General features: G+C 71.2%; 22 protein-coding genes. 8 read left to right on the top strand and 14 right to left on the bottom strand.

Features of this window, described 5'->3' with window-relative positions:
* Window positions 1–4 precede the first annotated feature (4 nt).
* Window positions 5–1327, bottom strand: a complete 1323-nt coding sequence (locus AB0C96_RS16110) for an MFS transporter (protein WP_362917791.1) — start codon at window positions 1325–1327, stop codon at window positions 5–7.
* 129 nt (window positions 1328–1456) lie between these two features.
* Here AB0C96_RS16110 and AB0C96_RS16115 point away from each other — a divergent pair, with 129 nt between their 5' ends.
* Window positions 1457–1891 (top strand): ArsR family transcriptional regulator, encoded by a 435-nt coding sequence (locus tag AB0C96_RS16115; protein ID WP_362917793.1) that lies wholly within the window; start codon window positions 1457–1459, stop codon window positions 1889–1891.
* A gap of 42 nt (window positions 1892–1933) precedes the next feature.
* Here AB0C96_RS16115 and AB0C96_RS16120 read toward each other — a convergent pair whose 3' ends face one another.
* The gene (locus tag AB0C96_RS16120) at window positions 1934–2296 is read right to left on the bottom strand and encodes a DUF192 domain-containing protein (RefSeq protein ID WP_362917795.1); all 363 of its coding nucleotides are present in this window, start codon (window positions 2294–2296) and stop codon (window positions 1934–1936) included.
* Between the two features lie 70 nt (window positions 2297–2366).
* On the opposite strand from AB0C96_RS16120, the gene AB0C96_RS16125 reads away from it, so the two are divergent.
* The gene (locus tag AB0C96_RS16125; RefSeq protein ID WP_362917797.1) at window positions 2367–3101 is read left to right on the top strand and encodes an A24 family peptidase; all 735 of its coding nucleotides are present in this window, start codon (window positions 2367–2369) and stop codon (window positions 3099–3101) included.
* A 238-nt stretch (window positions 3102–3339) separates the two neighbouring features.
* Here AB0C96_RS16125 and mgrA read toward each other — a convergent pair whose 3' ends face one another.
* Window positions 3340–4371 carry an L-glyceraldehyde 3-phosphate reductase gene (gene mgrA / locus AB0C96_RS16130; protein ID WP_362917799.1) on the bottom strand — a complete coding sequence of 344 codons (1032 nt, stop codon included), beginning with the start codon at window positions 4369–4371 and terminating at the stop codon, window positions 3340–3342.
* A gap of 141 nt (window positions 4372–4512) precedes the next feature.
* On the opposite strand from mgrA, the gene AB0C96_RS16135 reads away from it, so the two are divergent.
* The 4 genes from AB0C96_RS16135 (at window position 4513) to AB0C96_RS16150 (ending at window position 9951) form a co-directional block, all read left to right on the top strand.
* Window positions 4513–5292, top strand: a complete 780-nt coding sequence (locus AB0C96_RS16135) for an isoprenyl transferase (protein WP_362917979.1) — start codon at window positions 4513–4515, stop codon at window positions 5290–5292.
* A 512-nt stretch (window positions 5293–5804) separates the two neighbouring features.
* Window positions 5805–7127 carry a PhoH family protein gene (locus tag AB0C96_RS16140; RefSeq protein WP_362917801.1) on the top strand — a complete coding sequence of 441 codons (1323 nt, stop codon included), beginning with the start codon at window positions 5805–5807 and terminating at the stop codon, window positions 7125–7127.
* A gap of 463 nt (window positions 7128–7590) precedes the next feature.
* A complete protein-coding gene (locus AB0C96_RS16145; protein ID WP_362917803.1) occupies window positions 7591–8286 on the top strand; it encodes a transglycosylase SLT domain-containing protein in 696 nt (231 codons plus the stop codon).
* Between the two features lie 126 nt (window positions 8287–8412).
* Entirely contained in the window at window positions 8413–9951 is a 1539-nt protein-coding gene (locus tag AB0C96_RS16150) for an AI-2E family transporter (RefSeq protein ID WP_362917805.1), read from the top strand.
* A 78-nt stretch (window positions 9952–10029) separates the two neighbouring features.
* Here AB0C96_RS16150 and AB0C96_RS16155 read toward each other — a convergent pair whose 3' ends face one another.
* Together AB0C96_RS16155 and AB0C96_RS16160 are read right to left on the bottom strand one after the other, a co-directional pair.
* Window positions 10030–10563: an alkyl hydroperoxide reductase gene (locus tag AB0C96_RS16155; RefSeq protein WP_362917807.1), complete on the bottom strand. Its 534-nt coding sequence runs from the start codon at window positions 10561–10563 to the stop codon at window positions 10030–10032.
* A 5-nt stretch (window positions 10564–10568) separates the two neighbouring features.
* Window positions 10569–11123: a peroxiredoxin gene (locus AB0C96_RS16160; protein ID WP_362917809.1), complete on the bottom strand. Its 555-nt coding sequence runs from the start codon at window positions 11121–11123 to the stop codon at window positions 10569–10571.
* A gap of 141 nt (window positions 11124–11264) precedes the next feature.
* On the opposite strand from AB0C96_RS16160, the gene AB0C96_RS16165 reads away from it, so the two are divergent.
* The gene (locus AB0C96_RS16165; protein WP_362917811.1) at window positions 11265–12221 is read left to right on the top strand and encodes a hydrogen peroxide-inducible genes activator; all 957 of its coding nucleotides are present in this window, start codon (window positions 11265–11267) and stop codon (window positions 12219–12221) included.
* A gap of 6 nt (window positions 12222–12227) precedes the next feature.
* Here AB0C96_RS16165 and AB0C96_RS16170 read toward each other — a convergent pair whose 3' ends face one another.
* The 8 genes from AB0C96_RS16170 to AB0C96_RS16205 form a co-directional block, all read right to left on the bottom strand.
* Window positions 12228–12857: a Uma2 family endonuclease gene (locus AB0C96_RS16170; protein WP_362917813.1), complete on the bottom strand. Its 630-nt coding sequence runs from the start codon at window positions 12855–12857 to the stop codon at window positions 12228–12230.
* 111 nt (window positions 12858–12968) lie between these two features.
* Window positions 12969–15392 carry an FtsX-like permease family protein gene (locus tag AB0C96_RS16175; protein WP_362917815.1) on the bottom strand — a complete coding sequence of 808 codons (2424 nt, stop codon included), beginning with the start codon at window positions 15390–15392 and terminating at the stop codon, window positions 12969–12971.
* Window positions 15389–16078, bottom strand: coding sequence for an ABC transporter ATP-binding protein (locus tag AB0C96_RS16180; protein WP_362917817.1), 690 nt, complete (start codon window positions 16076–16078; stop codon window positions 15389–15391). The genes AB0C96_RS16175 and AB0C96_RS16180 overlap by 4 nt, the downstream gene beginning before the upstream one ends.
* Entirely contained in the window at window positions 16075–16599 is a 525-nt protein-coding gene (locus AB0C96_RS16185) for a PadR family transcriptional regulator (RefSeq protein WP_362917819.1), read from the bottom strand. Before AB0C96_RS16185 ends, AB0C96_RS16180 begins: the two co-directional genes overlap by 4 nt.
* Window positions 16600–16706: 107 nt before the next feature.
* Entirely contained in the window at window positions 16707–19043 is a 2337-nt protein-coding gene (locus tag AB0C96_RS16190) for an FtsX-like permease family protein (RefSeq protein ID WP_362917821.1), read from the bottom strand.
* Window positions 19040–19726: an ABC transporter ATP-binding protein gene (locus tag AB0C96_RS16195; RefSeq protein ID WP_362917823.1), complete on the bottom strand. Its 687-nt coding sequence runs from the start codon at window positions 19724–19726 to the stop codon at window positions 19040–19042. The genes AB0C96_RS16190 and AB0C96_RS16195 overlap by 4 nt, the downstream gene beginning before the upstream one ends.
* A 197-nt stretch (window positions 19727–19923) precedes the next feature.
* The gene (locus AB0C96_RS16200) at window positions 19924–20202 is read right to left on the bottom strand and encodes a hypothetical protein (protein WP_362917825.1); all 279 of its coding nucleotides are present in this window, start codon (window positions 20200–20202) and stop codon (window positions 19924–19926) included.
* A 73-nt stretch (window positions 20203–20275) separates the two neighbouring features.
* The gene (locus AB0C96_RS16205) at window positions 20276–21271 is read right to left on the bottom strand and encodes an SPFH domain-containing protein (RefSeq protein WP_362917827.1); all 996 of its coding nucleotides are present in this window, start codon (window positions 21269–21271) and stop codon (window positions 20276–20278) included.
* A 307-nt stretch (window positions 21272–21578) separates the two neighbouring features.
* Here AB0C96_RS16205 and AB0C96_RS16210 point away from each other — a divergent pair, with 307 nt between their 5' ends.
* Window positions 21579–23867: a transglycosylase domain-containing protein gene (locus AB0C96_RS16210; protein WP_362917829.1), complete on the top strand. Its 2289-nt coding sequence runs from the start codon at window positions 21579–21581 to the stop codon at window positions 23865–23867.
* 61 nt (window positions 23868–23928) lie between these two features.
* Here AB0C96_RS16210 and AB0C96_RS16215 read toward each other — a convergent pair whose 3' ends face one another.
* Window positions 23929–25392: a catalase gene (locus tag AB0C96_RS16215; RefSeq protein WP_362917831.1), complete on the bottom strand. Its 1464-nt coding sequence runs from the start codon at window positions 25390–25392 to the stop codon at window positions 23929–23931.
* Between the last annotated feature and the right edge of the window lie 69 nt (window positions 25393–25461).

A 25461-nucleotide genomic window follows, 5' to 3' on the forward strand; every position in this document is an offset into this window, starting at 1 on the left:
GCCGCTACCGCGCGTCCGGGGTGCCGGACGGCTCCCCGCCCCGCAGCGCCACCAGTGCCGCGCCGGCCGCGGCGAGGGCGGCGACCGCGAGACCGAAGGTGGTGGCCGCCGCCGGCAGGCCGATGGCATCGCTGAGGTAGCCGTCGGCGACCGGGAGGGCACCGGCGAGGAGGTAACCCCCGGCGTTCAGGGCCGCGTTGGCCTCCGCACGGCGGGTGGCCGGAACCTCGCGGCTGAGCAGCGTGAGCCCGCCCAACTGGCCGGCGCCCTGCCCCGCGCCGGCCAGCAGCACCGCGGCGACCAGCGGGGCGAGCGTGACGGTGTGGACGGCGACGACCAGGGTCAGGGTGCCGGCGACGGTGGCCGCGCCGGAGGTCAGCAGGACGGTGCGGACGGGCATCCGCCGCAGCGCGAACTGCACACCGGTGGCCGACAGGAACATCGCCAGCGCCATCCCGCCCGCCAGCGCCCGGTTGGCGGTGCCGAGCAGACCGGCCAGCAGCGACGGCCCGAGCGACAGTACGAAGGCCGTGGCGCTGATGCCCGGGGCGAACGCGGCCAGCCCGAGGGCGAGATGGCGCCGGTTGGCCCGGGGGACGGCCGGCAGCCGCACCCAGGGGCCGGATCCGGTGTCACCGGTGCCACGTTCCCGTCGGGGCAGCGGCATCCTGACCACCACCGCCAACGCCGTGACCAGCAGGGCGGCTTCCACGACGAAGACGGTCACGGTCGGTCCGGGCACGGTCTGGGACAGCACCCCGGCCAGCAGCGGGCCGATCCCGGCCCCCAGGACCATCCCGGTGGACGCCAGCAGCGGGCCGATCCGCCGTCCGGCGGCGACGTCCGTCACCGCCGCCATACCGGCCGATACCGCGGCGCCGGTGGCCACACCGGTCAGCAGGCGGGCGACGACCAGGGCGGTGACCGAGGGCGCGGTGGCGTAGACGAGGCAGGCGACGATGCCCAGGAGCAGCGCCGGGACCAGTACCGGCTTCCGGCCGAGGCGGTCCGAGGCCACCCCGGCCACCGGCAGCGCGCCGAGCAACCCGACCACGTAGGCCGCATAGATCAGCGTCAGGGTGCCCGAGCTGAAGGCGAGTTGGCGCTGCCAGACGGCGTACAGCGGCATCGCCGCGTTCGACAGCACGAAGAGGGCGACCACCGGCCAGGCGGCGAACCAGATCTCCCGGGTCGGCGGCGGCCCGCTCCGGTCGGCGGGTCGGTGCGCCGCCGACCGGGGCGCGGGTCGGGCCGCCGGCACCGCACGGGCCTCGGTCGGGTGTGGCACACGGGTTCCGGGCACGGGCGCGGTACGGGTCTCGGGCATGGGGGTCCCCTCCTCATCCAGCCAGTACGAGATGATTCGTACAAGCGGTACGAGAAGATTCGTACAGGCAATTGCAGTACGATGCAAGTCGTACTAGGAGTGGGATCGCCGAACGGGAGGAGCACCGGGATGAGCGCAGGGACCTCGTCCACGACAGCGGCACGGACCGGGCCACGGTCCGACGGGGCAGGCCGGGCCGGCGCACCACCGCTGGACGTCGCCGCACTCCGGCGGCCGGTACCGGCCGACGCGCCCGAGCCGCTGCCGGAGCCCGAGCGGGACGCCCTGCGACTGGAGGTCGTCATGGGCGCGCTGAGTGATCCGCTGCGGATGCGGATCGTGCGCACCCTGCTGCTGGAGTCGGAGGCCTTCGACCACACCTGCGGCTGGTTCGGCCTCGACCGCCCCAAGTCCTCGCTCACCCACCACTTCCGGACCCTGCGGGAGGCCGGGCTGATCCGGCAGCGGCAGTACGGGCTGGAGCGGCGCAGCCACGTCAGGATCGACGATGTGGAGGCCCGGTTCCCCGGACTGCTGGCCCTGGTGGCCGACTGGCAGGAGTGACGGCGGGTTCGCCGACGCCCGGCCGGAGGTGCGGCGCCGCCGTCACCGGACCGGGCCGGCCGGCTCCACAGTGAGCCGCAGGCCCGGGCGCAGGCCCCACCCCGCCATCGCCCCCGCCTCCGCCTCCAGCACGTGCCGGGCGCGCAGGCGGGGCAGGCCGAGCCGGCCGGGGCGCATGGTCCGCACGGCCAGCACGGTCAAGTCCCGCCGCAGATAGGCGACGTCGATCGCGAACCGCATCCGGAAGGTGTGCACCCCGCTCGCCGGGGTCAGCAGCAGCGCCCCCTCGATGCCGTCGCGGCCCAGCAGACCGCGGGTGCGGGCCCGATAGGACGCCGCGATCTCCACCGGAACGGCGGCGTCCGCGCCGCACAGCACCCCCGGACCGTTCTCCCAACGCGCCATGCCCAGCGTTCTACCAGCTCCCGCCCGCCACGACACCCCCCGAGCGGGCGTCTCCCTCTAGGGTCGACGGGTGGCACCGATGCTGATCGCTCTCGCCGCCGCCTACGGGGCCGCGGCCGGCCTGCTGATACCGCGGCCCGCCCACCGGATGGCCGTCGCACCCGAGGAGGACTGGCGCTCGGTCTGCCCCGGTGGGCATCCGATCACCGGGCCGGCGCGGGGCTGGCTGGGCCCGGGGCGCTGCGCCGAGTGCGGGAGGTACGGGCCCGGGGCGCTGCCGACGGCGACGGTCACCGCACTGGTCTGCGCGGCCCTGGCGGCGGCCACCGGGCCACGGCCGGAACTCGCGGTCTGGCTGGCGGCGGCACCGGTCGCGGTCCTGCTGGCGGCCGTCGACTGGCGGGCCCGGCGCCTGCCGGACGTGCTGACCCTGCCGCTCGCCGTGCTCGGCGCGGCGATGCTCGGCACGGTCGGCCTGCTCACGGGGGAGACCGGGGCGTGGGGGCGGGCGCTCCTGGGAGGCCTGGCCCTCGCCGCCGGCTACCTCCTGCTGCACCTCGTCAACCCGTCGGGCCTCGGCCTGGGGGACGTCAAGCTGGCGGCCGGGCTGGGGGTCGCCCTTGGGTGGTACGGCTGGCGCACCCTGATCACCGGGGGCGCGGCGGGGGTGTTGATCGGTGCGCTCTACGGCGCGGGGTTGGTGATCGTCCGCCGCGAGGCCCGGAAAACGGCCATGCCACTTGGGCCATTCATGATCATTGGGGCGTTCTGCGGGCTGCTGCTGGGCGCCGCCGCGGCCCCCTGAACCGTGGCTGGGATGCACCCACAGGGCGCCGGACCGCGCGCCCCCGGTCGCCCGAGCCACGCCGAGGCGCGCGCCGGTGCACCGAGCACCCCTCCCGCGGGGTTATGGTGGAAACCCCCCCTCGGGCCGGTCCGTATCCCCCCCCACGGACCGGCCCGCTTTCTTTTTCCGCCCCGTGCCACGTCCGCCCGGGGCCACCGCGCCCGTCACGCCCTGGTGCCGTGCCCCCCTTCCGGGCCTACCGACGGGCCCAGATGTTCACGCCGTCCGTCGTCTTGGCGAACGCATCGATTTCGGTCAGTTCCGCATCCGTGAGCGGCGGGGCGTCGAGGGCCGCGACATTGGCCTCCAGCTGGGTGACGCTGCTGGCGCCGATGAGCGCGGAGGTCATGCGGTCGTCGCGGAGGACCCAGCCCAGGGCGAGCTGCGCCAGGGACTGGCCGCGGCGGGCGGCGATGTCGTTCAGACCGCGCAGGCGGCGGACGACCTCGTCGGAGAGCAGGTTCGGGTCCAGCGACTTGCCCTGCGAGGCGCGCGAGCCCTCGGGGACGCCGTGCAGGTACTTGTCCGTGAGCAGGCCCTGCGCCAGCGGCGCGAAGGAGATGCAGCCCATGCCCTCGTCCTCCAGCGTGTCCAGCAGGAGGTCGTCCTCGGTCCAGCGGTTGATCATCGAGTACGACGGCTGGTGGATCAGCGCCGGTACGCCCATGTCGCGCAGGATGCCGGCCGCTTCACGGGTCTGCTCGGCGGTGTAGGAGGAGACGCCGGCGTAGAGGGCCTTGCCCTGCTGGACCGCGGACGCCAGGGCGCCCATGGTCTCCTCCAGCGGAGTGTCCGGATCGAAGCGGTGCGAGTAGAAGATATCGACGTAATCGACGCCCATCCGCTTCAGTGAGGCATCCAACGACGAGAGGAGATATTTCCGAGAACCCCATTCGCCGTAGGGACCCGGATGCATCAGATATCCGGCCTTCGTCGAGAGAATCATCTCGTCGCGGTAGCCGCGGAAGTCCTGCGCGAAGATCTTCCCGAAGTTGAGCTCGGCGGACCCGGGCGGCGGGCCGTAGTTGTTGGCCAGATCGAAGTGGGTGACACCCAGGTCGAAGGCGCGGCGCAGGATGGCCCGCTGGGAGCTCAGGGTGCGGTCGTCCCCGAAGTTGTGCCAGAGTCCGAGGGAGATGGCGGGGAGTTTGAGTCCGCTGCGGCCCGTTCGCCGGTACTTCATCGAGTCGTAGCGGGAATCCGCTGCGCGGTAGTCGGTGCCAGTCATGCTCATCTCCCTATCACGTACTTGTGACAGACCTGATTGGGCTGTCACGGCAGCCGAGAAGTAAAGTTGCCCACTTGAGGCGACGGGGCGACCGCCATTTGGCACGGAGGGGCTGGACCACACATGCTGCGATCTTCCGGGATGCGCATCCCGTATCCGCCTGCACTGCGCAAATTCGTCTACCGGCTGTACGCGCGCCGGGTGGAGGGTCGCCTGGATCATGCCCAGGTGCCCAAGCACATCGGCGTCATCCTGGACGGAAACCGCCGCTGGGCCCGTGCTGACGGGCTGTCCACCGAGCAGGGCCACCTGGCGGGCGCGGCCAAGATCGACGAGCTGCTGGGCTGGTGCGAGGAGACCGACGTCGAGGTCGTCACGCTCTGGCTGCTGTCGACGGACAACCTCGACCGGCCCGCGGAAGAGCTGACCCCGCTGCTGGGCATCATCGAGAACACGGTGCGGAACCTGGCCGCCGACGGCCGCTGGCGCGTGCACCACGTCGGCAACCGCGACCTCCTCCCCGAGGCCACCCAGCGGGTGCTCAAGGAGGCCGAACAGACCACCCTCGACAACAGCGGCGTTCTGGTGAACGTGGCGGTGGGCTACGGCGGCCGACAGGAGATCGCGGACGCGGTGCGCTCGCTGCTGCTGGACCACGCCGAGCGCGGCACCTCCTTCGAGGAGCTGGCCGAGACCGTCGACATCGACCTGATCTCGGAGCACCTCTACACCCGTGGCCAGCCGGACCCGGACCTGGTGATCCGTACCAGCGGCGAGCAGCGGCTGTCGGGCTTCATGCTGTGGCAGAGCGCCCATTCGGAGTACTACTTCTGCGAGGTCTTCTGGCCGGCGTTCCGGAAGGTCGACTTCCTGCGCGCCCTGCGCGACTACGCGGCCCGCCACCGCCGTTACGGCTTCTAGTTCCCGGTCCCCCGGACCGGCGCCGGGCCCCGAAGCGCTCGGCAGGCCCCGTCCGGGGGACCGGGAACCACCCTCCCCGAGCCCCCGCCGGTTCGTCACGAACCCCCGGCGGGGGCTTTTCTGACGCCCCCTTCTCCCTGGCCGCCCGGATGGGCCCCGGTGCCCGGCGATCACACGTAACCCAAGGTTCATCGATCGTGCGTCATATGCCGTGGCATGGGGGCGGGGGTTCGAGGGAATATCCCTTGCAGGTCGGCGTCCGGAACAAGCCATCGGGCGCCGTATCTCAGCGGACGGCATGGGGCCGTCCGCCCGGGAGGCCCTTTGCACATCACGGACATCCGTGCGCACCGCACGGGCGACGCGAGGGGCCGGTGCTCGGCCCGTGCATCGGGGTCCGAGCCCGGTCCGGTCAATAGATGGCCGGGGGTCCCGGGGGTCGTGCCCCCCGGGAGCACACCGCCCCGCGACGCCGTCGCACCCCAACCTCATCCGAGGGGGTTCGTCCACCCGTGGTGAACAGCAAGCAGCGCCGTGACAACGACCGGCGTACGTATGTCCTCGACACCAGTGTGCTTCTGGCCGATCCAGGCGCCATGGCCCGCTTCGACGAGCACGAGGTCGTGCTGCCGGTCGTGGTGGTCACGGAGTTGGAGGCCAAGAGGCACCATCCCGAGCTCGGCTACTTCGCCCGGCAGGCGCTGCGCCTCCTGGACGAGTACCGGGTGCAGTTCGGGCGGCTGGACGCGCCCATTCCCATCGGGGAACTCGGCGGGACGCTCCGGGTCGAACTCAACCATTCCGACCCGGGAGTCCTGCCGGCGGGCTTCCGCCTCGGTGACAACGACTCACGGATCCTCGCGGTGGCCCGCAACCTCCAGGCCGAGGGGTACGACGTCACGGTCGTCTCCAAGGACCTGCCGCTGCGCATCAAGGCGTCCTCGGTCGGCCTGCTGGCCGAGGAGTACCGGGCCGAGCTGGCGATCACCGACTCCGGCTGGACGGGCATGGCCGAACTGGCCGTCCCCGCCGATCAGGTCGACGACCTCTTCGCCGCCGAGACCGTGTACGTACCGGGAGCCTCCGAACTTCCGGTGCATACCGGACTTGTGTTGCAGTCCGAGCGGGGTAGGGCGCTCGGCCGGGTCACGGCCGAGGGCACGGTCCGGCTGGTGCGCGGCGACCGGGAGGCCTTCGGGATCCACGGCCGCAGCGCCGAACAGCGGATCGCGCTGGACCTGCTGCTCGACCCGGACGTCGGCATCGTCTCGATGGGCGGACGAGCCGGTACGGGCAAGTCGGCGCTGGCGCTGTGTGCGGGTCTGGAGGCCGTAATGGAGCGCCGGCAGCACCGCAAGGTGATGGTGTTCCGCCCGTTGTACGCCGTGGGCGGGCAGGAGCTGGGCTATCTGCCGGGCAGCGAGGCGGAGAAGATGAGCCCCTGGGCGCAGGCCGTCTTCGACACGCTGTCCGCGGTGACCACCAAGGACGTCATCGAAGAGGTGGTCGGGCGGGGCATGTTGGAGGTGCTGCCGCTGACCCATATCCGCGGGCGGTCGCTGCACGACGCGTTCGTCATCGTGGACGAGGCCCAGTCACTGGAGCGGAACGTCCTTTTGACGGTTCTGTCCCGTATCGGGGCCAACTCCAGGGTCGTCCTGACGCATGACGTCGCCCAGCGCGACAACCTGCGGGTCGGGCGGTACGACGGCGTGGTCGCGGTCGTGGAGAAGCTGAAGGGGCATCCGCTCTTCGCGCACGTCACGCTGAACCGCTCGGAGCGTTCGCCGATTGCGGCCCTGGTGACCGAAATGCTGGAGGACGGCCGGATCTGACCGTTTGTCGGCCTGATGTACCAGATCGGGCCCCCGCCGCCCGGTGAAGCGAAGGAGCTTAGCCGGGCGGCGTTCTGCTGTGGGGCGATATCCGAAATTCCCCCGGGGCAAACAAGGTGTGAGCTTTCACACCCGGCTCGGAATTGATTCCCGGTGTGTCGGTCGGGCAGAGTCTGGGTCCTGTCAGGCCCCGCATACGGCAACACCACACCCCGTGGGGGTGCCCCCGGTCGAGCGAAGTCGAGACTGGGGGAGGTGTAGTACGACCCCTGAAACTTCATAGCGAGTCGCCGTATGCCGCCCGAGCACCACGCGGACCCCGAGGGGGACGTACCGGGCCAGTGCCTCCCGTGACCAGCCGGGCCCACCCGCTCAACAGGGCCCGGAACAAGGGGAGACCAGCGCCAGGGGCACGATTGCGTCCGCGAGGTCACCTAAGCGGGCGATGCTGGAAGGAAATCGTGTGAGCCGGATCTCGGTCCGGGGATTCGCCGTGGCATCCGCCACCGCGGTCACCACCGTCGGCGCCGTCGTCGGCGTCGCCGCAGGACAGCCCGCCTCGGTCGGCAACGCTGAGGCCACCGCTGCCGACGCGACGATCGCCGACATCCCCGCGGGCGCTCAGGCCCAGGTGCAGACTGCTTCGCTGACGCAGCAGGCGGACGACCAGTCCACCCAGGCGGACGCAGCGGCCCTCAAGTCCGCGCAGGAAGCCGCCCGCAGGGCCGCCGCGGAGACCGCGCAGAGCAAGAAGGACGCCGCGGACGAGGCCAAGGCCAAGAAGGACGCCGAGGCGCGCAAGAAGGAGCAGGTCGCGTCCCGCTCCGCCGCGCGCGACGTCGGCAACCTGGTGGGCAAGAGCTCGTACACGATTGCCGAGACGCAGGCCCTGGCACGCCAGATGATGGCGAGCGACCAGTTCCAGTGCTTCAGCAACATAGTGGACCACGAGTCCGGCTGGAACTATCAGGCCACCAACGCCTCCTCGGGCGCCTACGGGCTCGTCCAGGCGCTGCCCGGCTCCAAGATGGCCTCGGCCGGCTCCGACTGGCAGACGAACCCGGCGACCCAGATCAAGTGGGGCCTGAACTACATGAACGACCGGTACGGCAGCCCCTGTGGCGCCTGGTCGTTCTGGCAGGCCAACAGCTGGTACTAGGCCCGCCGGCCGCACCACAGCACTCCCGAAACCCCCGAACGCGTCAGCGTCGGGGGTTTCGCGCGTCCGGCACAGGTAACGTCGTGCCGTCGGAATGTGGCGCGTGGGAGGGGAAGAGGAAGGGACATGTCCAGATTGCCTCAGTGGGTCGGTGGCCTCGGCGCCGGTCTGACGCGTCTCTCGCAGCGGCTGGAGGAACAGCGCCGCCGCGCGGAGGCCGCGGCGGAGGTCCCCCCTGGAGGGAGCCTGTCGGACTCCTTGGGGGAGGCCGGCGGCGACCCGGAGGAGCTGAGGCGTGCCGAGCGCGCCGAGGCGCCGGTGGTCGACGGCTCGGTGGCCGGTTCCGCGGTGGGCACGCTCACCGCGACGCGTATGGCGTACCGGCTGCCGGAGGCGGGGGACGGCGTGCCGCACCCCGGGGCGGGCACGGAGCAGGTGGAGCCGTCCGCCGCCGCCCGGGCTCCGGAGTCGGTACCCGCACCGCCCGCGTACGCCCCGGCCGTTGCGGCCCGCCCCGATCCGGTCGACGCCGTGCCGTGGGGGGTGCGGGTCGCCGCGGAGGCGGGCTGGCGGCTGCTGGTGCTGGCCGCGACGCTCTGGGTGCTGGCGAAGGTCATCACCACCATCCAGTTGGTGGTGCTGTCGTTCACCGCGGCGACGCTGATCACCGCGCTGCTCCAGCCCACCGTGGGTTGGCTGCGCCGCCGCGGGCTGCCGCGCGGGCCGGCCACCGCGCTGACCTTCATCGGCGGTTTCGTCGTGATGGGTCTGGTCGGCTGGTTCGTCGTATGGCAGGTTCAGGACAACATCGACTCGGTCTCCAGCAGTGTCCAGGAGGGCATCGGCGAGCTCAAGGGTTGGCTGCTCCAGAGCCCGTTCCATGTGACCGAGGGTCAGATCAACAGCATCGCCAAGAACCTCCAGGACGCCATCAGCGCCAACACCGAGGCGATCACCTCGGCCGGACTGGAGGGCGTCACCGTCGTCCTGGAGGTCTTCACCGGCATCCTGCTGGCGATGTTCACCACGCTCTTCCTGCTCTACGACGGCCGCCGGATCTGGGAGTGGCTGCTCAAGCTGGTGCCGGGCGCGGCCCGCGAGGGCGTGGCGGGTGCCGGTCCGCGGGCCTGGCGGACCCTGACGGCCTATGTGCGCGGCACGGTCCTCGTGGCGCTGATCGACGCCATCTTCATCGGCATCGGCCTCTACTTCCTCAATGTGCCGCTGGCCGTCCCGCTCGCCGTGTTCATCTTCCTCTTCGCCTTCATCCCGCTGATCGGCGCGGTGGTCTCCGGTGCGCTGGCGTGCGTCGTCGCGCTGGTCACCCAGGGCGTGTTCCCGGCGCTGATGGTGCTGGCGGTGGTGCTGGCCGTCCAGCAGATCGAGGGCCACGTCCTCCAGCCGTTCATCCTGGGCCGGGCGGTCCGCGTGCACCCGCTGGCGGTGATCCTGTCGGTCGCCGCGGGCGGTCTGATGGCGGGCATCGGCGGCGCGGTCGTCGCGGTCCCGCTGGTCGCGGTGACCAACACCGTCGTCGGCTATCTGCGGTCCTACTCCAGGGAACAGGCGCTCCGGATGTCCGTGGCGCCCCGCGGTGCCACCGCCATCGGGGTGGCGCCGACCCTGCCCCCGTCGGCCCGGTCGACGGAGGAACCCCGGCAGTAGCGGCGCGGCCCGACCCGTGACGCACGGAACCCCGCAGACGGTGTCTGCGGGGTTCCGTATGAGCGTTGCCTCGGAGCTCTACTCCGAGAGGGCGGCCTCGGCGTCCAGCGTGGCGCCGACGGCCTGGAGGACCGACGCGATCTTGACGGCCTCCTGGATCGTCTCGCGGTCCACACCGGCCTTGCGGAGCACCTGCTCGTGCGAGTCCAGGCACATGCCGCAGCCGTTGATGGCCGAGACGGCCAGCGACCACAGTTCGAAGTCGACCTTGTCCACGCCCGGGTTGCCGATGACGTTCATCCGCAGACCGGCGCGCAGGTTGCCGTACTCCGGGTCCGACAGCAGGTGGCGGGTCCGGTAGAAGACGTTGTTCATCGCCATGATGGCGGCGGCCGACTTGGCGGCGGCGTAGGCCTCGGCGGAGAGGTTCGCCTTCGCCTCGGGCTCCAGCTCGCGCAGCACCTTCGGCGAGCGCGAGGCGATCGCGCAGGCGAGCACCGTGCCCCACAGCTGCTGCTGCGGCAGGTCGCTGTTGCCGATCACCGAACCGAGGTTCAGCTTCAGGTCCTTGGCGTAGTCCGGAACCGCGGACTTCAGGTCATCGAGAGCCATGAGTGTCACTCACCAGCCAGCAGGGCGACCGGGTCGAGGGTGTCCTCGCCCTTGCTCCAGTTGCAGGGGCACAGCTCGTCGGTCTGGAGCGCGTCGAGGACCCGGAGGACCTCCTTGGGGTTACGGCCGACGGAGCCGGCGGTCACCATCGTGAACTGGATCTCGTTGTTCTGGTCGACGATGAAGACCGCGCGCTGCGCGAAGCCGTCCTCGCCCTCGATGCCCAGGTCGCGCATGAGCTCGTGCTTCGAGTCGGCGAGCATCGGGAAGGGCAGGTCGGTCAGGTCCGGGTGGTCCTTGCGCCAGGCGTGGTGCACGAACTCGGAGTCGCCGGAGAAGCCGAGGACCTGGGCGTCACGGTCGGCGAACTCGTCGTTCAGCTTGCCGAAGGCCGCGATCTCGGTCGGGCACACGAAGGTGAAGTCCTTGGGCCATGCGAAGACGACCTTCCACTTGCCCTCGTAGGTCTTGTGGTTGATCTGCTCGAACTCCTTGCCCTTCTCCAGGGAGACACAGGCAGTCAGGTCGAACTCGGGGAACTTGTCACCGACAGTGAGCACAAACTCTCCTTGTTGCGCAGAGAGCCCCTTTTGAGGGCTTCTCGGTCTTTCTCTGAGGCTTGGACGAGTCACACCGTGCCATACGAGCCATTGATCAGGGAAATAGCTAGACTGGTGGATGTTGATCGGAGGTGGTTATCAGTGGCTTCACCCGTGAGTGGCGGCCGACCCCGCCAGCCCAGCCTCGCCCAGCTGCGTGCCTTCGCCGCGGTGGCCGAGCACCTGCACTTCCGCGAGGCGGCGGCCGAGATCGGCATGAGCCAGCCCGCGCTGTCCGGCGCGGTCTCCGCGCTGGAGGAGACGCTCGGCGTGCAGCTCCTGGAGCGTACGACGCGCAAGGTGCTGCTCTCGCCCGCGGGGGAGCGGGTGGCGGCCCGCGCCCGTACGGTCCTGGAGGCCGTCGGCGATCTGATGGAGGAGGCGGAGGCGGCCCGGGCCCCCTTCACGGGCGTGCTGCGCCTGGGCGTCATCCCGACCGTCGCGCCGTATCTGCTGCCGGCCGTGCTGCGCCTGGTCCACGACGCCTACCCCGATCTGGACCTCCAGGTGCACGAGGAGCAGACCGCCTCGCTCCTCGACGGCCTGGCGCACGGCCGCCTCGACCTGCTCCTCCTGGCCGTCCCGCTCGGCGCCCCCCAGGTCACCGAACTCCCGCTCTTCGACGAGGACTTCGTCCTGGTCGCCCCCAAGGACCACTGGCTCGGCGGCCGCGGCGACATCCCCCGCGAGGCGCTACAGGAGCTGGACCTGCTGCTGCTGGACGAGGGGCACTGCCTGCGCGACCAGGCCCTGGACATCTGCCGCGAGGTGGGCAGGGACGAGAACACCCCCGTGACGACGAGCGCGGCGGGCCTGTCCACGCTCGTCCAGCTGGTGGCCGGCGGCCTCGGTGTGACCCTGCTCCCGCGCACCGCCCTGCGCGTCGAAACCGGCCGCAACGACCAGCTCACCACCGGCTACTTCGCCGACCCGGCCCCCTCGCGGAGGATCGCCCTCGCCATGCGCTCGGGCGCCGCCCGCCAGGCGGAGTTCGAGGAGTTCGCGGCGGCGCTGCGGGGGGCGCTTCGGGGGTTGCCGGTGCGGATGGTGGAGGGGTGAGGAGCGTCAGGGGCGGTGCGGGGTGCGGTTTCGCGCAGCGTCCAGGACCTGCGTGACGTCGAGCGTGACGGTAGCGCCGATCGTCTCCGGGAGTGTGACCTTTTCCCCAGCCACGTGGATGCGGTGTACGGCGTAGCCGTCTTCCATGGGGTCGATGAGGACGTGCAGGCGCTCGTGCTTGCGGTCGACGATCACGTACAGCGGGATTCGCGCTGCGCCGTAGGCGGTGACCTTCGTTCGCAGGTCGTTGGCGTGGTTCCCGGACGTGACCTCCAGAACCATACGGAAGCATGCAGGGTCGCAGCAGTTGTACGTGACGACGTGGTCGGGAGCATCGGCGTCCACGACTGAGAGGTCCGGAACTGCGAAGTTCTCCGGTCCGTCGGGCAGCCATAGGCCGAGCCCTTCGACGACTCGCGCGTTGCCGTCGTCCAGGCCTGCCGCGACGAAGGGGCGCCTCAGGGAGGACAATCCGAACGCGTGGCCGGGGTCCGGGGGTGGGGTCACGGTGAGGACGCCTCCGAGGATCTCGACGCGGTGGCCGGGGAGCTGCTTCGCGAGCTGGTCGGCCTGTTCGAGGAGCGTCAGTGGCCCGCGACCATGCGCGTAAGGACCCTCGACAGCTGCTGCGGACATTGCATGCCTCCCGTTGGCTGGTGCCGAGGCCATCATCGTAGGCCGGGGCGTCCGCAGACGACTCGTATGACAGCGTTCACCCGTCCGTGGAGCGCACCCGTTCGGGACGGCTCACTCCGTCCGGAGCCCCTCCGGCCGCATCATCCGCCACAGCGGAGGCAGGCTCAGGGCCGTGACGAAGAGGATCACGCCACCGCCGATCCCGGTCATCGCCGCGACCGCCGGCCAGTCCACGATCACCCGGCTGTCGATCGTGGACAGCAGCAGGGAACCCAGCGTGAGGCCGCAGACCAGCGCCAGGGCCAGCCCGAGGACGACCGGGATGGCGGTCTGCCAGAGCACCGACCAGCCGAGCGTGGAGCGGCGGGTGCCGTACGCGTCGAGGACGGACAGCAGGCGGCGGCGCTCGTGGAGCTGCTCGACGGTGGAGATGATCAGGCCCGCGCCGATCAGCAGCAGGGTGATCACGGCGCCGATGAACAGGCCGTTGCGGACGCTGGTGTACTGCCCGTCGTGGGGGTTGTCGACCGAGGAGAACTCGTTCATCGTCGGGTCGATGGCGGCCGCGGTGTTGCGGATGCGCTCGACCGCGTCGGGCGTGGCCCGGTCGAAGTCGACCTGGAGCTCCATGGTGGGGCCGTTGAGCCGGGCGATGTCGATCGCCGACGGGGTGACCAGCAGGTCGTACGAGAGGTGGCCGGGGCCGATGCCGGGCGTGTGCAGCCGGGCGTCCCGGGCCGCCGCCGGGATCGTCCAGGGGCGCGGCGCCACCGGGTCCTCCTCGGTGATCGGGGCGTTGAGGTCCAGGGTCGTGCCGTGTGCCAGGGCGGGGTCGCGGCGCGGGGCGTTGGCGCTGAGGAAGACGTCGCCGTCGCGGCAGGAGGGGAGATCGGCGAGGCGGCGCAGTTCGGCGCAGCTGCCGACGGCGAGGGTGGTGTGCGGTAGGTCGGTCGGGGCCCGGCCGGTGGTCGGCATCCGTCCGGCGAGGGAGTGGACGGCGCCGCGGGCCGCGGTCACCCCGGGGGTGGCGCGCAGCTCGTCGAGCGCCCGCTGGGTCTGCGGCCAGCCCTTGGCGTTGCCCCACAGGCCGAGCCGCGGGAGCTTGCCGGACTCCGCGTACGCGTGGGCGAAGCCGGCCTGCCCACCGGTCATCAGCACATGGATCGCGATGGCGCCGGCCACCGCGACGGTGATGCCGCTGACCGCGCGGGTGGCCGAGCCACTGTTCAACTGGAGGCGGCGGACAGCCAGTTGCCAGGGGACGGGGCCGCCGCGGAGCCGTCCGACCACCGCGTCCACCAGCCAGGGGAGCAGCGCGGTGACACCGAGGAGCAGCAGCATCGACCCGGCCGCGAGCCGGACGGTGTTCAGCGGGGTGTCGGTCCAGGGCCGCTCCCAGGCCAGCGGCACCAGCAGCAGGGTGCCCACGGTCGGCAGCGCGACCCGCCACCACAGCCGGCGGCGGACGGCCGGGCGGTTGCGGACGATGCCCAGCGGCTCGACGGTGATCCCGCGCTGCGCGAACAGCGTCACCAGCACGGCCGCGGCCGGGACGAGCAGCACGATCAGCGCCGCGGCGAGCGGGCCCGGTGCCACGTCGGCGGTGAAGACGTTGATGTCCCACAGGGTGATCAGCGGGGCGAGCTGCCGGCCGACGAGGAACAGCAGGCCACCGCCGACGAGCCCCAGCAGCGAGCCGAACAGCGCTTCTCCGGAGGCGATCCGGCGAGTGGTCCGGACGTCGGCGCCGACCAGACGCAGCGCGGCCAGCCGACGCTCGCGGCGCTCGTTGCCGAAGCGCACGGACGTCCCGATGAAGACCATCACCGGTGTCATCAGCGCCACGCACACCATGATCACCAACAGTGTGGCCGGCGTACTCATCGGCCGCGGCTCCCAGCTCTTGCCGAAGTGGCCGATGCGGTAGCCGTCGGACGCGGTCAGGGTGGCGCTCTGCGCGAGGTAGGTCAGTTCCCGCGGGCCGAGCAGGCCGGCGTCGCCGATGGCGCCGGCGATCGGGTAGTGCAACCGCTCGCGGAGCAGGGCGCCTTCGGGGGAGTCGAGGAGTTCCTTGAGGGCCGGTGAGACCAGCATCCTTCCCGGGCCCGGGAGGTGGCGGACGCCGGGTGGCAGCGGCGGGCGCGCGCCGTCCGGGCGCACCAGTCGGCCGCGGATCCGGTCGCCGTGGTAGGTGGTATCGGTCGAGGCGTAGCGCAGGGTGGTGTCGGACGGCCGGGGGGCGTGCCGCTGGCCGAGGTTCTCGCGGGCCTTCTCCCGGCCGTGCCAGGCGTCCATCAGCGTCGGCACGGACGCGCCGAGCAGCAGCACGGCCACGCCCAGGGCGACCCCGACGGCGGTCAGCGCCGTACGGATCCAGCCCTCGCGGCCGCCGCCGGCCGCGAACCGTATGCCCATCGCGAGGTCGCGGGCCCAGACGGCGGGGCCGGTGCGTGGGGCCCGCGGTGCGGGCGGGGTGGCGGTGCGGGGGCCGCCGCGCCCGCCGTCGGCACCGGCGTGCGGGCGGAGCAGGGTCATATCAAGCCCGCCGTCATGTCCTTCACCTTGCCGTCGCGGACGACGATCTCGCGGTCGGAGTAGGCGGCGACGCGGGCTTCGTGGGTGACCAGGACGACCGCGGCGTGGGTGTCGCGGGCGGCGTCGGTGAGGAGGGTGAGGACGCGTTCGCCGTTGAGGGAGTCGAGTGCGCCGGTGGGTTCGTCGGCGAAGAGGACGCGGGGTCGGGTGGCGAGGGCGCGGGCGACGGCGATGCGTTGGCCTTGGCCGCCGGAGAGTTCGCCGGGGCGTTGGGTCTGTACGTCGTCGACTTCGAGGCGTTGTAGCCATTGGTGGGCCTGGGCTTCGGCGTCCTTGCGGGGGGTGCCGTTGAGGCGGAGGGGGAGGGCGACGTTTTCCAGGGCGGTCAACTCCGGTACGAGTTGGCCGAATTGGAAGACGAAGCCGAAGTCGGTGCGGCGCAGGGCGCTGCGTCGGGCGTCGTTCATCGCGGTCAGTTCGTGCGGGCCGTAGCGGACGGTGCCGGAGTCGGGGGTGATGATGCCGGCCAGGCAGTGCAGCAGGGTCGATTTGCCGGAGCCGGAGGGGCCCATGACGGCGACCACCTCGCCGGGGTGGATGGAGAAGTCCGCGCCGTCCAACGCCGGCGTGGGGCCGTACGCCTTGCACAGCCCCTCGGCGGCGAGCAGGGATCCTTCCGGCGTCATGTGCGGACCGCTTCGGCGAGTTTGCCCAGGCGGGCCGCGGTCAGCTCCAGCCAGCGCAGATCGGCTTCGAGGTGGAACAGCGCGTGGTCGCAGATCAGCTGGTCGGCGAGGTCGCCGGAGCGCTTGCGTTCGGTCAGTCCGCGCATCAGCCGCAGGTGCTCGGCGCGCTGGGTGTCCAGCAGCTCGGCGGCGTTGCGGTCGGTCATCAGGGCCAGCACGACCTTGGTGTAGAGCGTCGACTGGAGGTACGGCTCGGGCTTCTCCGGGCGGGCCAGCCACTGGGCGACGTCGGTGATCCCGGCGTCGGTGATCGCGTACCGCTTGCGCTCGGGGCCGGCACCGGCCTCCACGCCGTCCACCTCGACGAGCCCGTTCTTCAGCAGTCGGGACATCGTGGAGTAGACCTGCCCGTAGTGCAGCGGGCGGTCGTGGCCGAAGTGTTCGTCGAAGGCCCGCTTGAGGTCGTAGCCATGGCGGGGTCCGGACTCCAGGAGGCCCAGCAGCGTATGACCGATTGACATGCCGACCACCTTACTCGGGGGTGTATCGCTGGTGTATACGCGCGATGTATAGCGGGCTGGGGGCGGCACTCCGGAGCCCGGGCCGGCCGGGCCCCGGAGCGCGTGGATCACTCCGTCCGCAGTCCGTCCGGGCGCATCATCCGCCACAGCGGCGGCAGGCTGAGGACGGTGACCAGCACCACCAGGACGGCGCCGGCCGCGGGGAGCGGCCAGACCACCGACCAGTCGAAGGTGCTCTTGCCCGCCATGTTCAGCAGCGCCGTGCCCAGCCCGGCGCCGCCCGCCACCGCGAGGGCCAGCCCCAGGGCGACCGGTACCGCCGTCTGCCACAGCACCGACCAGCCGAGCGTGGCCCGCCGGGTGCCGAAGGCCACCAGCACCGACAGCAGCCGCCGCCGCTCGCGCAGCTGCTCCAGCGTCGTGACCAGCAGGCTGGCGGCGATCAGCACCAGGGTCGCGGTGGCCGCGATCAGCAGCCCGGTGCGCACGCTGCTGAACTGCTTGTCCCGCTCCAGGTCATGGAGGGTGCTGACGCGCATCAGCGGATCGATCCGGGCAGCCGTGTTGCGGACGTACTCGGCGGCATCGACGACCTGCGGATCGGTCTTCAGCAGGGCGCGGGCCACCGGGTCGGCCAGGGTGGCGGTGTCCACGGCGCCCGGGGTCGCGAAGATGCCGAACGCCATCTGCCCCGAGGGGTCCTTGCGGGAGTCGACCGTGCGGGCGTTCTTCGGGATGGTCCACAGCCGCGGGGGGCTGTCCGGTTTCTCGGTCGCCACGTCCCGGTTGAGGAGCACCTGGGCACCGGGGCGCGCGGTCTTGAAGAGGTAGTCGTCGTCGACCAGACCACTGCTGTCCCTGACGACGAAGACGTCGCCGTCCTTGCAGGAGCCGGTGTGCGCCAGCTCGCTCAGGGTGGCGCAGTCGCCGACCGTGAGCCGGGTGGTCGGGGCGAATTCCTCGCCCTTGCGGATCGGGCCGGGGCGGGAGGCGGAGGCCTCGACCGTCGCGATCACCCCGCGCACGCCCTCGGTGCGGCGGAACCGGTCGATCATCGTCCGGATCGTGCCGACGTCATGGGACGACAGCGAGACGCTCATCTGCGCCCGCCGGGAGTCCGCCCCGGTGACCTTCAGGAACTCGCTCTGGATCGCTGAGAAGAACAGCTGTAGGGCGATGGCCCCGGCGACCGCGACCGTGATCCCGCTGACCGCGCGGGCCGCCGCACCGCTGCTCAGCTGGAGCCGGCGGGTGGCCAGTTGCCAGGGCACCGACCCGCCGCGCAGCCGCGCCACGACCGCCTCGACGACCCAGGGCAGCAGCAGGGTGAGGCCGAACAGGACCAGCACCGCACCGCCCGCGATCAGGTACGGATCGACCGTGCCGGGATCGGCGCCCACCCGCCCGTTGACCACCAACAGGGCCATGCCCACGACCGGGAGCGGCAGCCGCCACCACAGGCGGCGCCGCCGTCCGGCGGTGTTCCGCACCACCCCCAGCGGCTCGATGGCCACCCCGCGCAGCGCGACGAGGGTGACGCCGATGGCGCACAGCGGTACGGCGAGGACGACCAGGGCCGCCAGCGCCGGAACGGGGGTGACGTCGTCGGGGAAGGCGTTGACGTCCCAGACCGTGACCGCGCCGATCAACTGCCGGACCGCCAGGAACAGCACACCGCCCAGCAGCAGTCCGCCGACCGCGCCGACCAGCGCCTCCCCGGCGGCCATCCAGCGCACCGTCCGGGCGTCCGCGCCGACCAGGCGCAGCGCGGCCATCCGCCGGTCGCGGCGTTCGCCGCCGAAGCGGACCGCGGTGCCGATGAAGATGGCCACCGGCATCAGCAGGACGACGCAGGCCACGATGATCAGGACGAGCAGCAGCGGGTCCAGCTCCTGCTGCTCCGTCCGACTGCCGAAGCCGGTGGTGCGCACGGCGCCGTCCGCCGAGGCGAGCGCATCGCTGACCGCGTAGTACGTCAGCTCGCCCGGCCCGACCAGGCCCGGCTCGCCGATGGTGTCGACGATCCTGAAGCGCAGCCGTTCGCGCAGCAACGCGCCGTCCGGCGAGGCGAGCAGCTCCTTGAGGGCGGGGGAGACCACCATCTCCCCGTTGCGCGGCAGGTGGCGCACCCCGGGCGGGGCCGGGGCCTTCGGCCCGTCGGGGCGCAGCAGAGCGCCCCGGATCGGGGCACCGTGGAAGGAGGTCGTGGCATCGGCGTAGAGCAGCGTCGCGGCGGAGCGCGCCACCGGCTTCTCCCCGTTGACGGCCATCCGTGCGTCGCCCCGCTGCTGCCGGGCGTCGAGGATGTGCGGGATGGACGCGGCGCCGAGCAGCAGCACCACGCCGAGCCCCACCCCGATGGCGGTCAGCACCGTCCGGGCCCAGCCCTCGCGGCCGCCGGCGGCCGCGAACCGCACGCCCATGGCGAGATCGCGGGCCCTCATACCGTGCCCGCCATCTCGGTCGCCTTGCCGTCGCGGACGACGATCTCGCGGTCGGAGTAGGCGGCGACGCGGGCTTCGTGGGTGACCAGGACGACCGCGGCGTTGGACTGCCGGGCGGCCTCCGTCAGCAGCGTCATCACCCGTTCGCCGTTGAGGGAGTCGAGTGCGCCGGTGGGTTCGTCGGCGAAGAGGACGCGGGGTCGGGTGGCGAGGGCGCGGGCGACGGCGATGCGTTGGCCTTGGCCGCCGGAGAGTTCGCCGGGGCGTTGGGTCTGTACGTCGTCGACTTCGAGGCGTTGTAGCCATTGGTGGGCCTGGGCTTCGGCGTCCTTGCGGGGGGTGCCGTTGAGGCGGAGGGGGAGGGCGACGTTTTCCAGGGCGGTCAACTCCGGTACGAGTTGGCCGAATTGGAAGACGAAGCCGAAGTCGGTGCGGCGCAGGGCGCTGCGTCGGGCGTCGTTCATCGCGGTCAGTTCGTGCGGGCCGTAGCGGACGGTGCCGGAGTCGGGGGTGATGATGCCGGCCAGGCAGTGCAGCAGGGTCGATTTGCCGGAGCCGGAGGGGCCCATGACGGCGACCACCTCGCCGGGGTGGATGGAGAAGTCCGCGCCGTCCAACGCCGGCGTGGGGCCGTACGCCTTGCACAGTGCGCCGGCTTCGAGCAGGGAACCGGCCGGGGTCATCGGCGGGCCTCCGGGAGTGCGGGCAGGGGGCATCGCCCTGCGGAGCCTATGGGCATACCGGGCACCCTACATGAGGTGTATACGCGTGATGTATAGATGCGGTGTCTAGTAGGGGGAGGCGGGCGAGGGTGCCGCCGCGGGTGCTGCGGGTGCCGCGGTGGCCGCCGACGCCACCGGGCCGCCGAGACCCCGTCGGGTCAGGGGCGGTCCTCGTCCGGTCTCGGCGCCTTGGGCGGCCGGCCCCGTCGCGGCATCGCCCCCGCCCCCCGCGGCAGCCGCCCGGCATCCGCCAGTGCCTTGCGCAGCAGGAACTCGATCTGCGCATTGGCGCTGCGCAGTTCGTCGTCGGCCCAGCGCGCCAGGGCGTCGTGGATGAACGGGTCCAGCCGCAGCAGCACCTGCTTGCGCTGCTGCGGCCGGCGCGCGGGGGGCCGTTCGCTCTCGGCGCCGGCCCCCTCGGGGGTGTCGGCGCTCATGCCGACACCCCGCTTCGCCCGGTCTCGTCGGTGCTCGTCATGGGCTCCTCGATGGGGCGCTCGCTCCGCTCGCTCACTGGTACAGCGAGCCCGTGTTGAGGACCGGCTGGGCGGCCCGGTCGCCGCACAGCACCACCATCAGATTGCTGACCATGGCCGCCTTGCGCTCCTCGTCCAGCTCGACGATGCCCTGTTCGCTGATCCGGTCCAGCGCCATCTCGACCATGCCCACCGCGCCCTCGACGATGTGCTGCCGGGCCGCGACCACCGCGCCGGCCTGCTGGCGCTGGAGCATCGCGGAGGCGATCTCGGGCGCGTAGGCGAGGTGGCTGAAGCGGGTCTCGATGATCTGTACGCCGGCGGCCTGGACCCGTGCGGTCAGCTCCACGGCGAGCTTCTCGGTGATCTCCTCGGCGTTGCCGCGCAGCGACAGGCCGTCCTCGTCGTGCGCGTCGTAGGGGTACTCGATCGCGATGTGCCGGACGGCAGCCTCGGTCTGGGTGGCGACGAACTCCAGGAAGTCGTCGACCTCGAAGAGCGCCTGGGCGGTGTCCTCGACCTTCCAGACGACGATCGCGGCCAGTTCGATCGGGTTGCCGTAGGCGTCGTTGACCTTCAGGACCGCGGTCTCGTGGTTGCGCACCCGGGTGGAGATCCGCCGGGCCGAGGTGAGCGGGTTGACCCAGCGCAGGCCGTCGGTGCGGATGGTGCCGGCGTACCGCCCGAAGAGCTGGATGACCCGGGCCTGGCCGGGCTCGACCATCTTCACGCCGGTCATGCAGAAGAGGGAGCCGAGCAGCAGCAGGGCGCCGGCGATCACCATCGGCACGGCCACCGTGTTGTGGCCGGCGTCGCCGAGCACTCCGCCGACGACGATCACGGCGATGCCCAGTGCCACGCCGAGCACGGTCAGTAGCAGGGCGAGGCCGCCCGGGATGCTGTGCGCCGGCGTCTCCCGGACCTGAGGGCGCGGCATCTCGGGGGCGTCCACGGTGAGATCCGCGGTGTGGGCCGCAGGGAGGGCGTCGCCGGGGTCGGCGGTGCGTTCGGCAGGTGTCTGGTCGGTCATGAGGTCCCCGTTCGTCCCGGTGCGGCGCGTGATGTCCGCCGCATTCCATGCTTTCACTGCTCTAGCAAAGTGATATCACTTTAACCCTCTGCCGGTCGGCCGTCCAGTCGTCGCACCGCGTCCGAATCGCGACAAGTGCGCAGGTGGGGCCGTTGCGACGCAGAACACCCGCCCCAGGTTTCCCCTGCTCCGGGTGCTCTTTGTCACGTCGTAGAAAGCCTGGATCGATGAGTATTTGTTGACAGATGCGGTGTTAGCTTCAACAGCTGAGTTAGCTGGGGGCGGAACGACTGGAGTTGCTGAAGCGATGGGCCGAGCGGACGCGAGACGGGCGCAGCAGGGGAGCGCCCGCCGGGCCAAACAGGCCGCGAAGAAATCCGGCATACGCCGCTTCTTCACCTGGAAGAAGCTCCTCGGAGCCTTCCTCGGGGTGTGCCTGCTGGGCATCCTCGGCTTCGTCGGGCTGTACCTGTACGTGGACATCCCCAAGAACGGCAACGACGAGGCCAAGCTCCAGAGCAACGTCTACAAGTACGCCGACGGCAAGGTCCTGGCGCGGGTCGGTCAGCTCAACCGTGAGAACGTCCCGATCAACCGCATACCCCTGGACGTCCAGCGCACCTTCGTCGCCGCCGAGAACAAGACCTTCTACCAGGACTCCGGCGTCGACCTGAAGGGCACCCTGCGCGGCATCTTCAACACCGTGATGGGGAAGGGCAAGCAGGGCGGCTCGACGATCACCCAGCAGTACGTCAAGAACTACTACCTGAGCCAGGAGCAGACGGTCAGCCGCAAGCTCCAGGAGATCATCATCTCCCTCAAGGTGGACAACAAGTACGGCAAGGACGAGATCCTCGCCGGCTACATCAACACCAGCTACTACGGCCGCGGCGCCTACGGCATCCAGGCCGCCGCACAGGCCTACTACGGCGTGGACGTCGACAAGCTCACCGTCTCGCAGGGCGCCTACCTCGCCTCGCTGCTCCAGGCCCCGAACCAGTACGACTGGGCCATCGCCTCCAAGGCGGGTCAGGAGCGGGTCAAGGAGCGCTGGGCGTACACCCTGAACAACATGGTCGAGATGCACTGGCTCTCGCCGGAGAAGCGCGCCAAGCAGAAGTTCCAGATCCCCAAGGCGCCCAAGCCGCTGCCCGGTTTGACCGGCCAGACCAGCTACATCGTCGAGGAGGCCAAGCGCGAGCTCTTCGCCCAGGGCGTCGACGAGAAGGAGTTCGAGCGCGGCGGCTGGACGATCACCCTCGGCATCCAGAAGGACAAGCAGAAGGCGCTGGAGCAGGCCGTCAAGCGCAAGCTCACCGACGACCTCGACCCCAAGCACCGCAGCGTGGACGGCGACGCCCAGCTCGGCGCCACCTCGGTGAACCCCGAGAACGGCCACATCGTCGCGATGTACGGCGGCGCCGGCTACCCGAAGCACTACCGCAACAACGCCACCCGCACCGACTACCAGCCGGCCTCCACCTTCAAGCCGCTGATCCTGGCGTCCGCCCTGGAGAACAACTCCATGACCCAGGACAGCCTGCCGATCACCCCGAACACCGTCTACGACGGCACCAACCGCCGTCCGGTCGTCGGCGGCAACGGCTACTTCGCGCCGCCCAACGAGGACCAGCGCAGCTACGGCAAGATCACCGTCCAGACGGCGACGAACAACTCCGTCAACTCCGTCTTCGCCCAGATGGGCGCGGACGTCGGCATCGACCGGGTCAAGAAGACCGCGGTCAGCCTGGGCCTGGACCCGAAGATGGACGCCCAGCCCGCCATGACCCTGGGCACCATGGGCGCCAGCCCGCTCCAGATGGCCGGCGCGTACGCCACGCTCGACAACCACGGCGAGCAGGTCACGCCGACGCTGGTGACCAAGGCCGTGCACCCCGTCGACGGCGTCGACACCGAGCTGAAGCTCAAGGACCCGATCGGCGAGAAGATCCTCAGCCGGAGGACCGCCGACACCGTCACCTCCGTTCTGGCGGGCGTGGTCAACGACGGCACCGCCTCGGAGGCCGTGAAGAACACCGCCTACCACGCGGTCGGCAAGACCGGCACCTCCGACGACAACAAGTCGGCCTGGTTCGTGGGCTACACGCCCAAGCTGGTCACCGCGGTCGGCATGTTCGGCGAGTCCCCCAAGGGCGGCGCCCAGGTGACGCTGCGGGGCACCGGTGGCGGCGGCCGGGTCAACGGCGGCACCTACCCGGCCCGGGTGTGGGCGGACTACACGGAGACCGCGCTGAACGGGAACATCGGCGCCGACTTCGACCTGGAGACGGACATGGGCGCCGGGGTCCCCCCGACCAGCACGCCGACGCCGAGCGCCACCCCGTCGACGACCCCGACGCCGTCCGGCACCCCGAGCGGTACGCCGACGCCGACCCGGACGCCGACCGGTAGGCCGAGCCAGTCCGAGACCGGCCGCCCGACCGGCCGGCCCACGCCCACCGACCCCACCTCCGGCCCGCCGACCGGCGGCACCGACGCGGGCGGCGTGGACTCCGGTGGCACCACCACCGGAAGCGGTGGCGACGCCGGCGACACCGGCGGACCCGGCGGCAACAGCCTGTCGCGCTTCAACTGAGCGGACGAAGGCGCCCGGAGCATGAGCTCCGGGCGCCTTCGCCGTGTCCGGCGGCGGGCGGTCAGCCCCCGTTCACCTTGTTGGCGATCCGGTCGCCCAGGTTCTTGTCGATGTTGCGCCAGTACTGGAGCGCGCGGTCCAGCACCGGGCGGCTGACGCCGTTGAGGAGGTGCCCGGAGACGTTGCCGACCAGGCGGTCGCGGGCTGCGTCGTCGAGCACGTCGCGGACCATCGTGCCCGGCTGGCCCCAGTCGTCGTCGTCCCGGCGCAGGGTGTAGGCGTCGCGGACCATCTCGCCCGTGGTCTCCCAGCCGGCGGCCGGGTCGAACCGCTCGGGGTCGGCGGCCGGCCCGCCCTTGGAGTTCGGCGCGTACGGCGCGCCCACCCGGGCCGGCTCGTACCGCATCGAGCCGTCCTTGGCGTACGAGTGCACCGACACATGCGGCCGGTTCGGCGGCAGCTGGGCGTAGTTGGGGCCGATCCGGTACCGGTGGGTGTCCGGGTAGGAGAAGATCCGGCCGAGCAGCATCTTGTCGGGCGACACGCTGACGCCCGGGATCAGGTTGCTGGGCTCGAACGCGGCCTGCTCGATGTGGATGAAGTAGTCCTCCGGGTTCTTGTCGAGGGTCATCCGGCCGACCTCGATCAGCGGGTAGTCGCCGTGCGGCCACACCTTGGTCAGGTCGAACGGGTTGAAGCGGTAGTCCGGGGCGTCGTCGAACGGCATGACCTGCACGTACAGCGTCCACGAGGGGTGGTTGCCGCCCTCGATCGCCTCGTACAGATCGCGCCGGTGGACGTCGGGGTCCGTCCCGGCGAGGTGGTCGGCCTCCTCCTGGGTGAGGAAGTCGATCCCCTGGTCGGTCTTGAAGTGGTACTTGATCCAGAACCGCTCGCCGCCCCCGTTGATCCACATGTAGGTGTGGGAGCCGTAGCCGTTCATGTTGCGGTACGTCTTGGGGATGCCGCGGTCGCCCATCAGCCAGGTGACCATGTGCGCGGACTCCGGGGAGAGGGTCCAGAAGTCCCACTGCATGTCGTTGTCGCGCAGGCCGTTGTCCGGCCGGCGCTTCTGGGAGCGGATGAAGTCCTGGAACTTGATCGTGTCGCGGACGAAGAAGATCGGGGTGTTGTTGCCGACCAGGTCGTAGTTGCCGACCTCCGTGTAGAACTTGAGCGCGAAGCCACGCGGGTCGCGCCAGGTGTCCGGGCTGCCCTGCTCACCGGCCACGGTCGAGAACCGGGCCAGCATCTCGGTCTTCTTGCCCGGCTGGAACACCACAGCCTTGGTGAACTGGCTGACGTCGTTGGTGACTTCGAAGGTGCCGTAGGCGCCCGCTCCCTTCGCGTGCACCACCCGCTCGGGGACCCGCTCGCGGTTGAACTGGGCCATCTTCTCGATCAGGTAATGGTCGTGCAGGAGGATCGGGCCGTCGCGCCCGACGGTGAGCGAGTGCTCGTCGCTCTCCGCCGGGACCCCGGCGTTGGTTGTCGTGCGCGGGACGTCGCGAGCGGTGCTGGTCATCGGAGGAGTTCCTCCCATTCGACTGGGGTGGAGGTGTGGGTAATAAGTCCCTTTTGTCCACCCAAGCAG

Origin of the sequence: Streptomyces sp. NPDC048506 (assembly GCF_040651315.1) — a bacterium.
GTDB lineage: Bacteria > Actinomycetota > Actinomycetes > Streptomycetales > Streptomycetaceae > Streptomyces.

Bases quoted from the DNA above. Each gene is read 5' to 3' on its own strand.
- AB0C96_RS16150 (WP_362917805.1), top strand. From the start codon at position 8,413: ATGTCCAGATTGCCTCAGTGGGTCGGTGGCCTCGGCGCCGGTCTGACG.
- AB0C96_RS16135 (WP_362917979.1), top strand. From the start codon at position 4,513: ATGCGCATCCCGTATCCGCCTGCACTGCGCAAATTCGTCTACCGGCTG.
- AB0C96_RS16110 (WP_362917791.1), bottom strand. From the start codon at position 1,327: ATGCCCGAGACCCGTACCGCGCCCGTGCCCGGAACCCGTGTGCCACAC.
- AB0C96_RS16170 (WP_362917813.1), bottom strand. From the start codon at position 12,857: ATGTCCGCAGCAGCTGTCGAGGGTCCTTACGCGCATGGTCGCGGGCCA.
- AB0C96_RS16210 (WP_362917829.1), top strand. From the start codon at position 21,579: ATGGGCCGAGCGGACGCGAGACGGGCGCAGCAGGGGAGCGCCCGCCGG.
- AB0C96_RS16215 (WP_362917831.1), bottom strand. From the start codon at position 25,392: ATGACCAGCACCGCTCGCGACGTCCCGCGCACGACAACCAACGCCGGG.
- AB0C96_RS16185 (WP_362917819.1), bottom strand. From the start codon at position 16,599: ATGTCAATCGGTCATACGCTGCTGGGCCTCCTGGAGTCCGGACCCCGC.
- AB0C96_RS16120 (WP_362917795.1), bottom strand. From the start codon at position 2,296: ATGGCGCGTTGGGAGAACGGTCCGGGGGTGCTGTGCGGCGCGGACGCC.
- AB0C96_RS16155 (WP_362917807.1), bottom strand. From the start codon at position 10,563: ATGGCTCTCGATGACCTGAAGTCCGCGGTTCCGGACTACGCCAAGGAC.
- AB0C96_RS16115 (WP_362917793.1), top strand. From the start codon at position 1,457: ATGAGCGCAGGGACCTCGTCCACGACAGCGGCACGGACCGGGCCACGG.
- AB0C96_RS16180 (WP_362917817.1), bottom strand. From the start codon at position 16,078: ATGACGCCGGAAGGATCCCTGCTCGCCGCCGAGGGGCTGTGCAAGGCG.
- AB0C96_RS16200 (WP_362917825.1), bottom strand. From the start codon at position 20,202: ATGAGCGCCGACACCCCCGAGGGGGCCGGCGCCGAGAGCGAACGGCCC.
- AB0C96_RS16205 (WP_362917827.1), bottom strand. From the start codon at position 21,271: ATGACCGACCAGACACCTGCCGAACGCACCGCCGACCCCGGCGACGCC.
- AB0C96_RS16175 (WP_362917815.1), bottom strand. From the start codon at position 15,392: ATGACCCTGCTCCGCCCGCACGCCGGTGCCGACGGCGGGCGCGGCGGC.
- mgrA (WP_362917799.1), bottom strand. From the start codon at position 4,371: ATGACTGGCACCGACTACCGCGCAGCGGATTCCCGCTACGACTCGATG.
- AB0C96_RS16190 (WP_362917821.1), bottom strand. From the start codon at position 19,043: ATGAGGGCCCGCGATCTCGCCATGGGCGTGCGGTTCGCGGCCGCCGGC.
- AB0C96_RS16195 (WP_362917823.1), bottom strand. From the start codon at position 19,726: ATGACCCCGGCCGGTTCCCTGCTCGAAGCCGGCGCACTGTGCAAGGCG.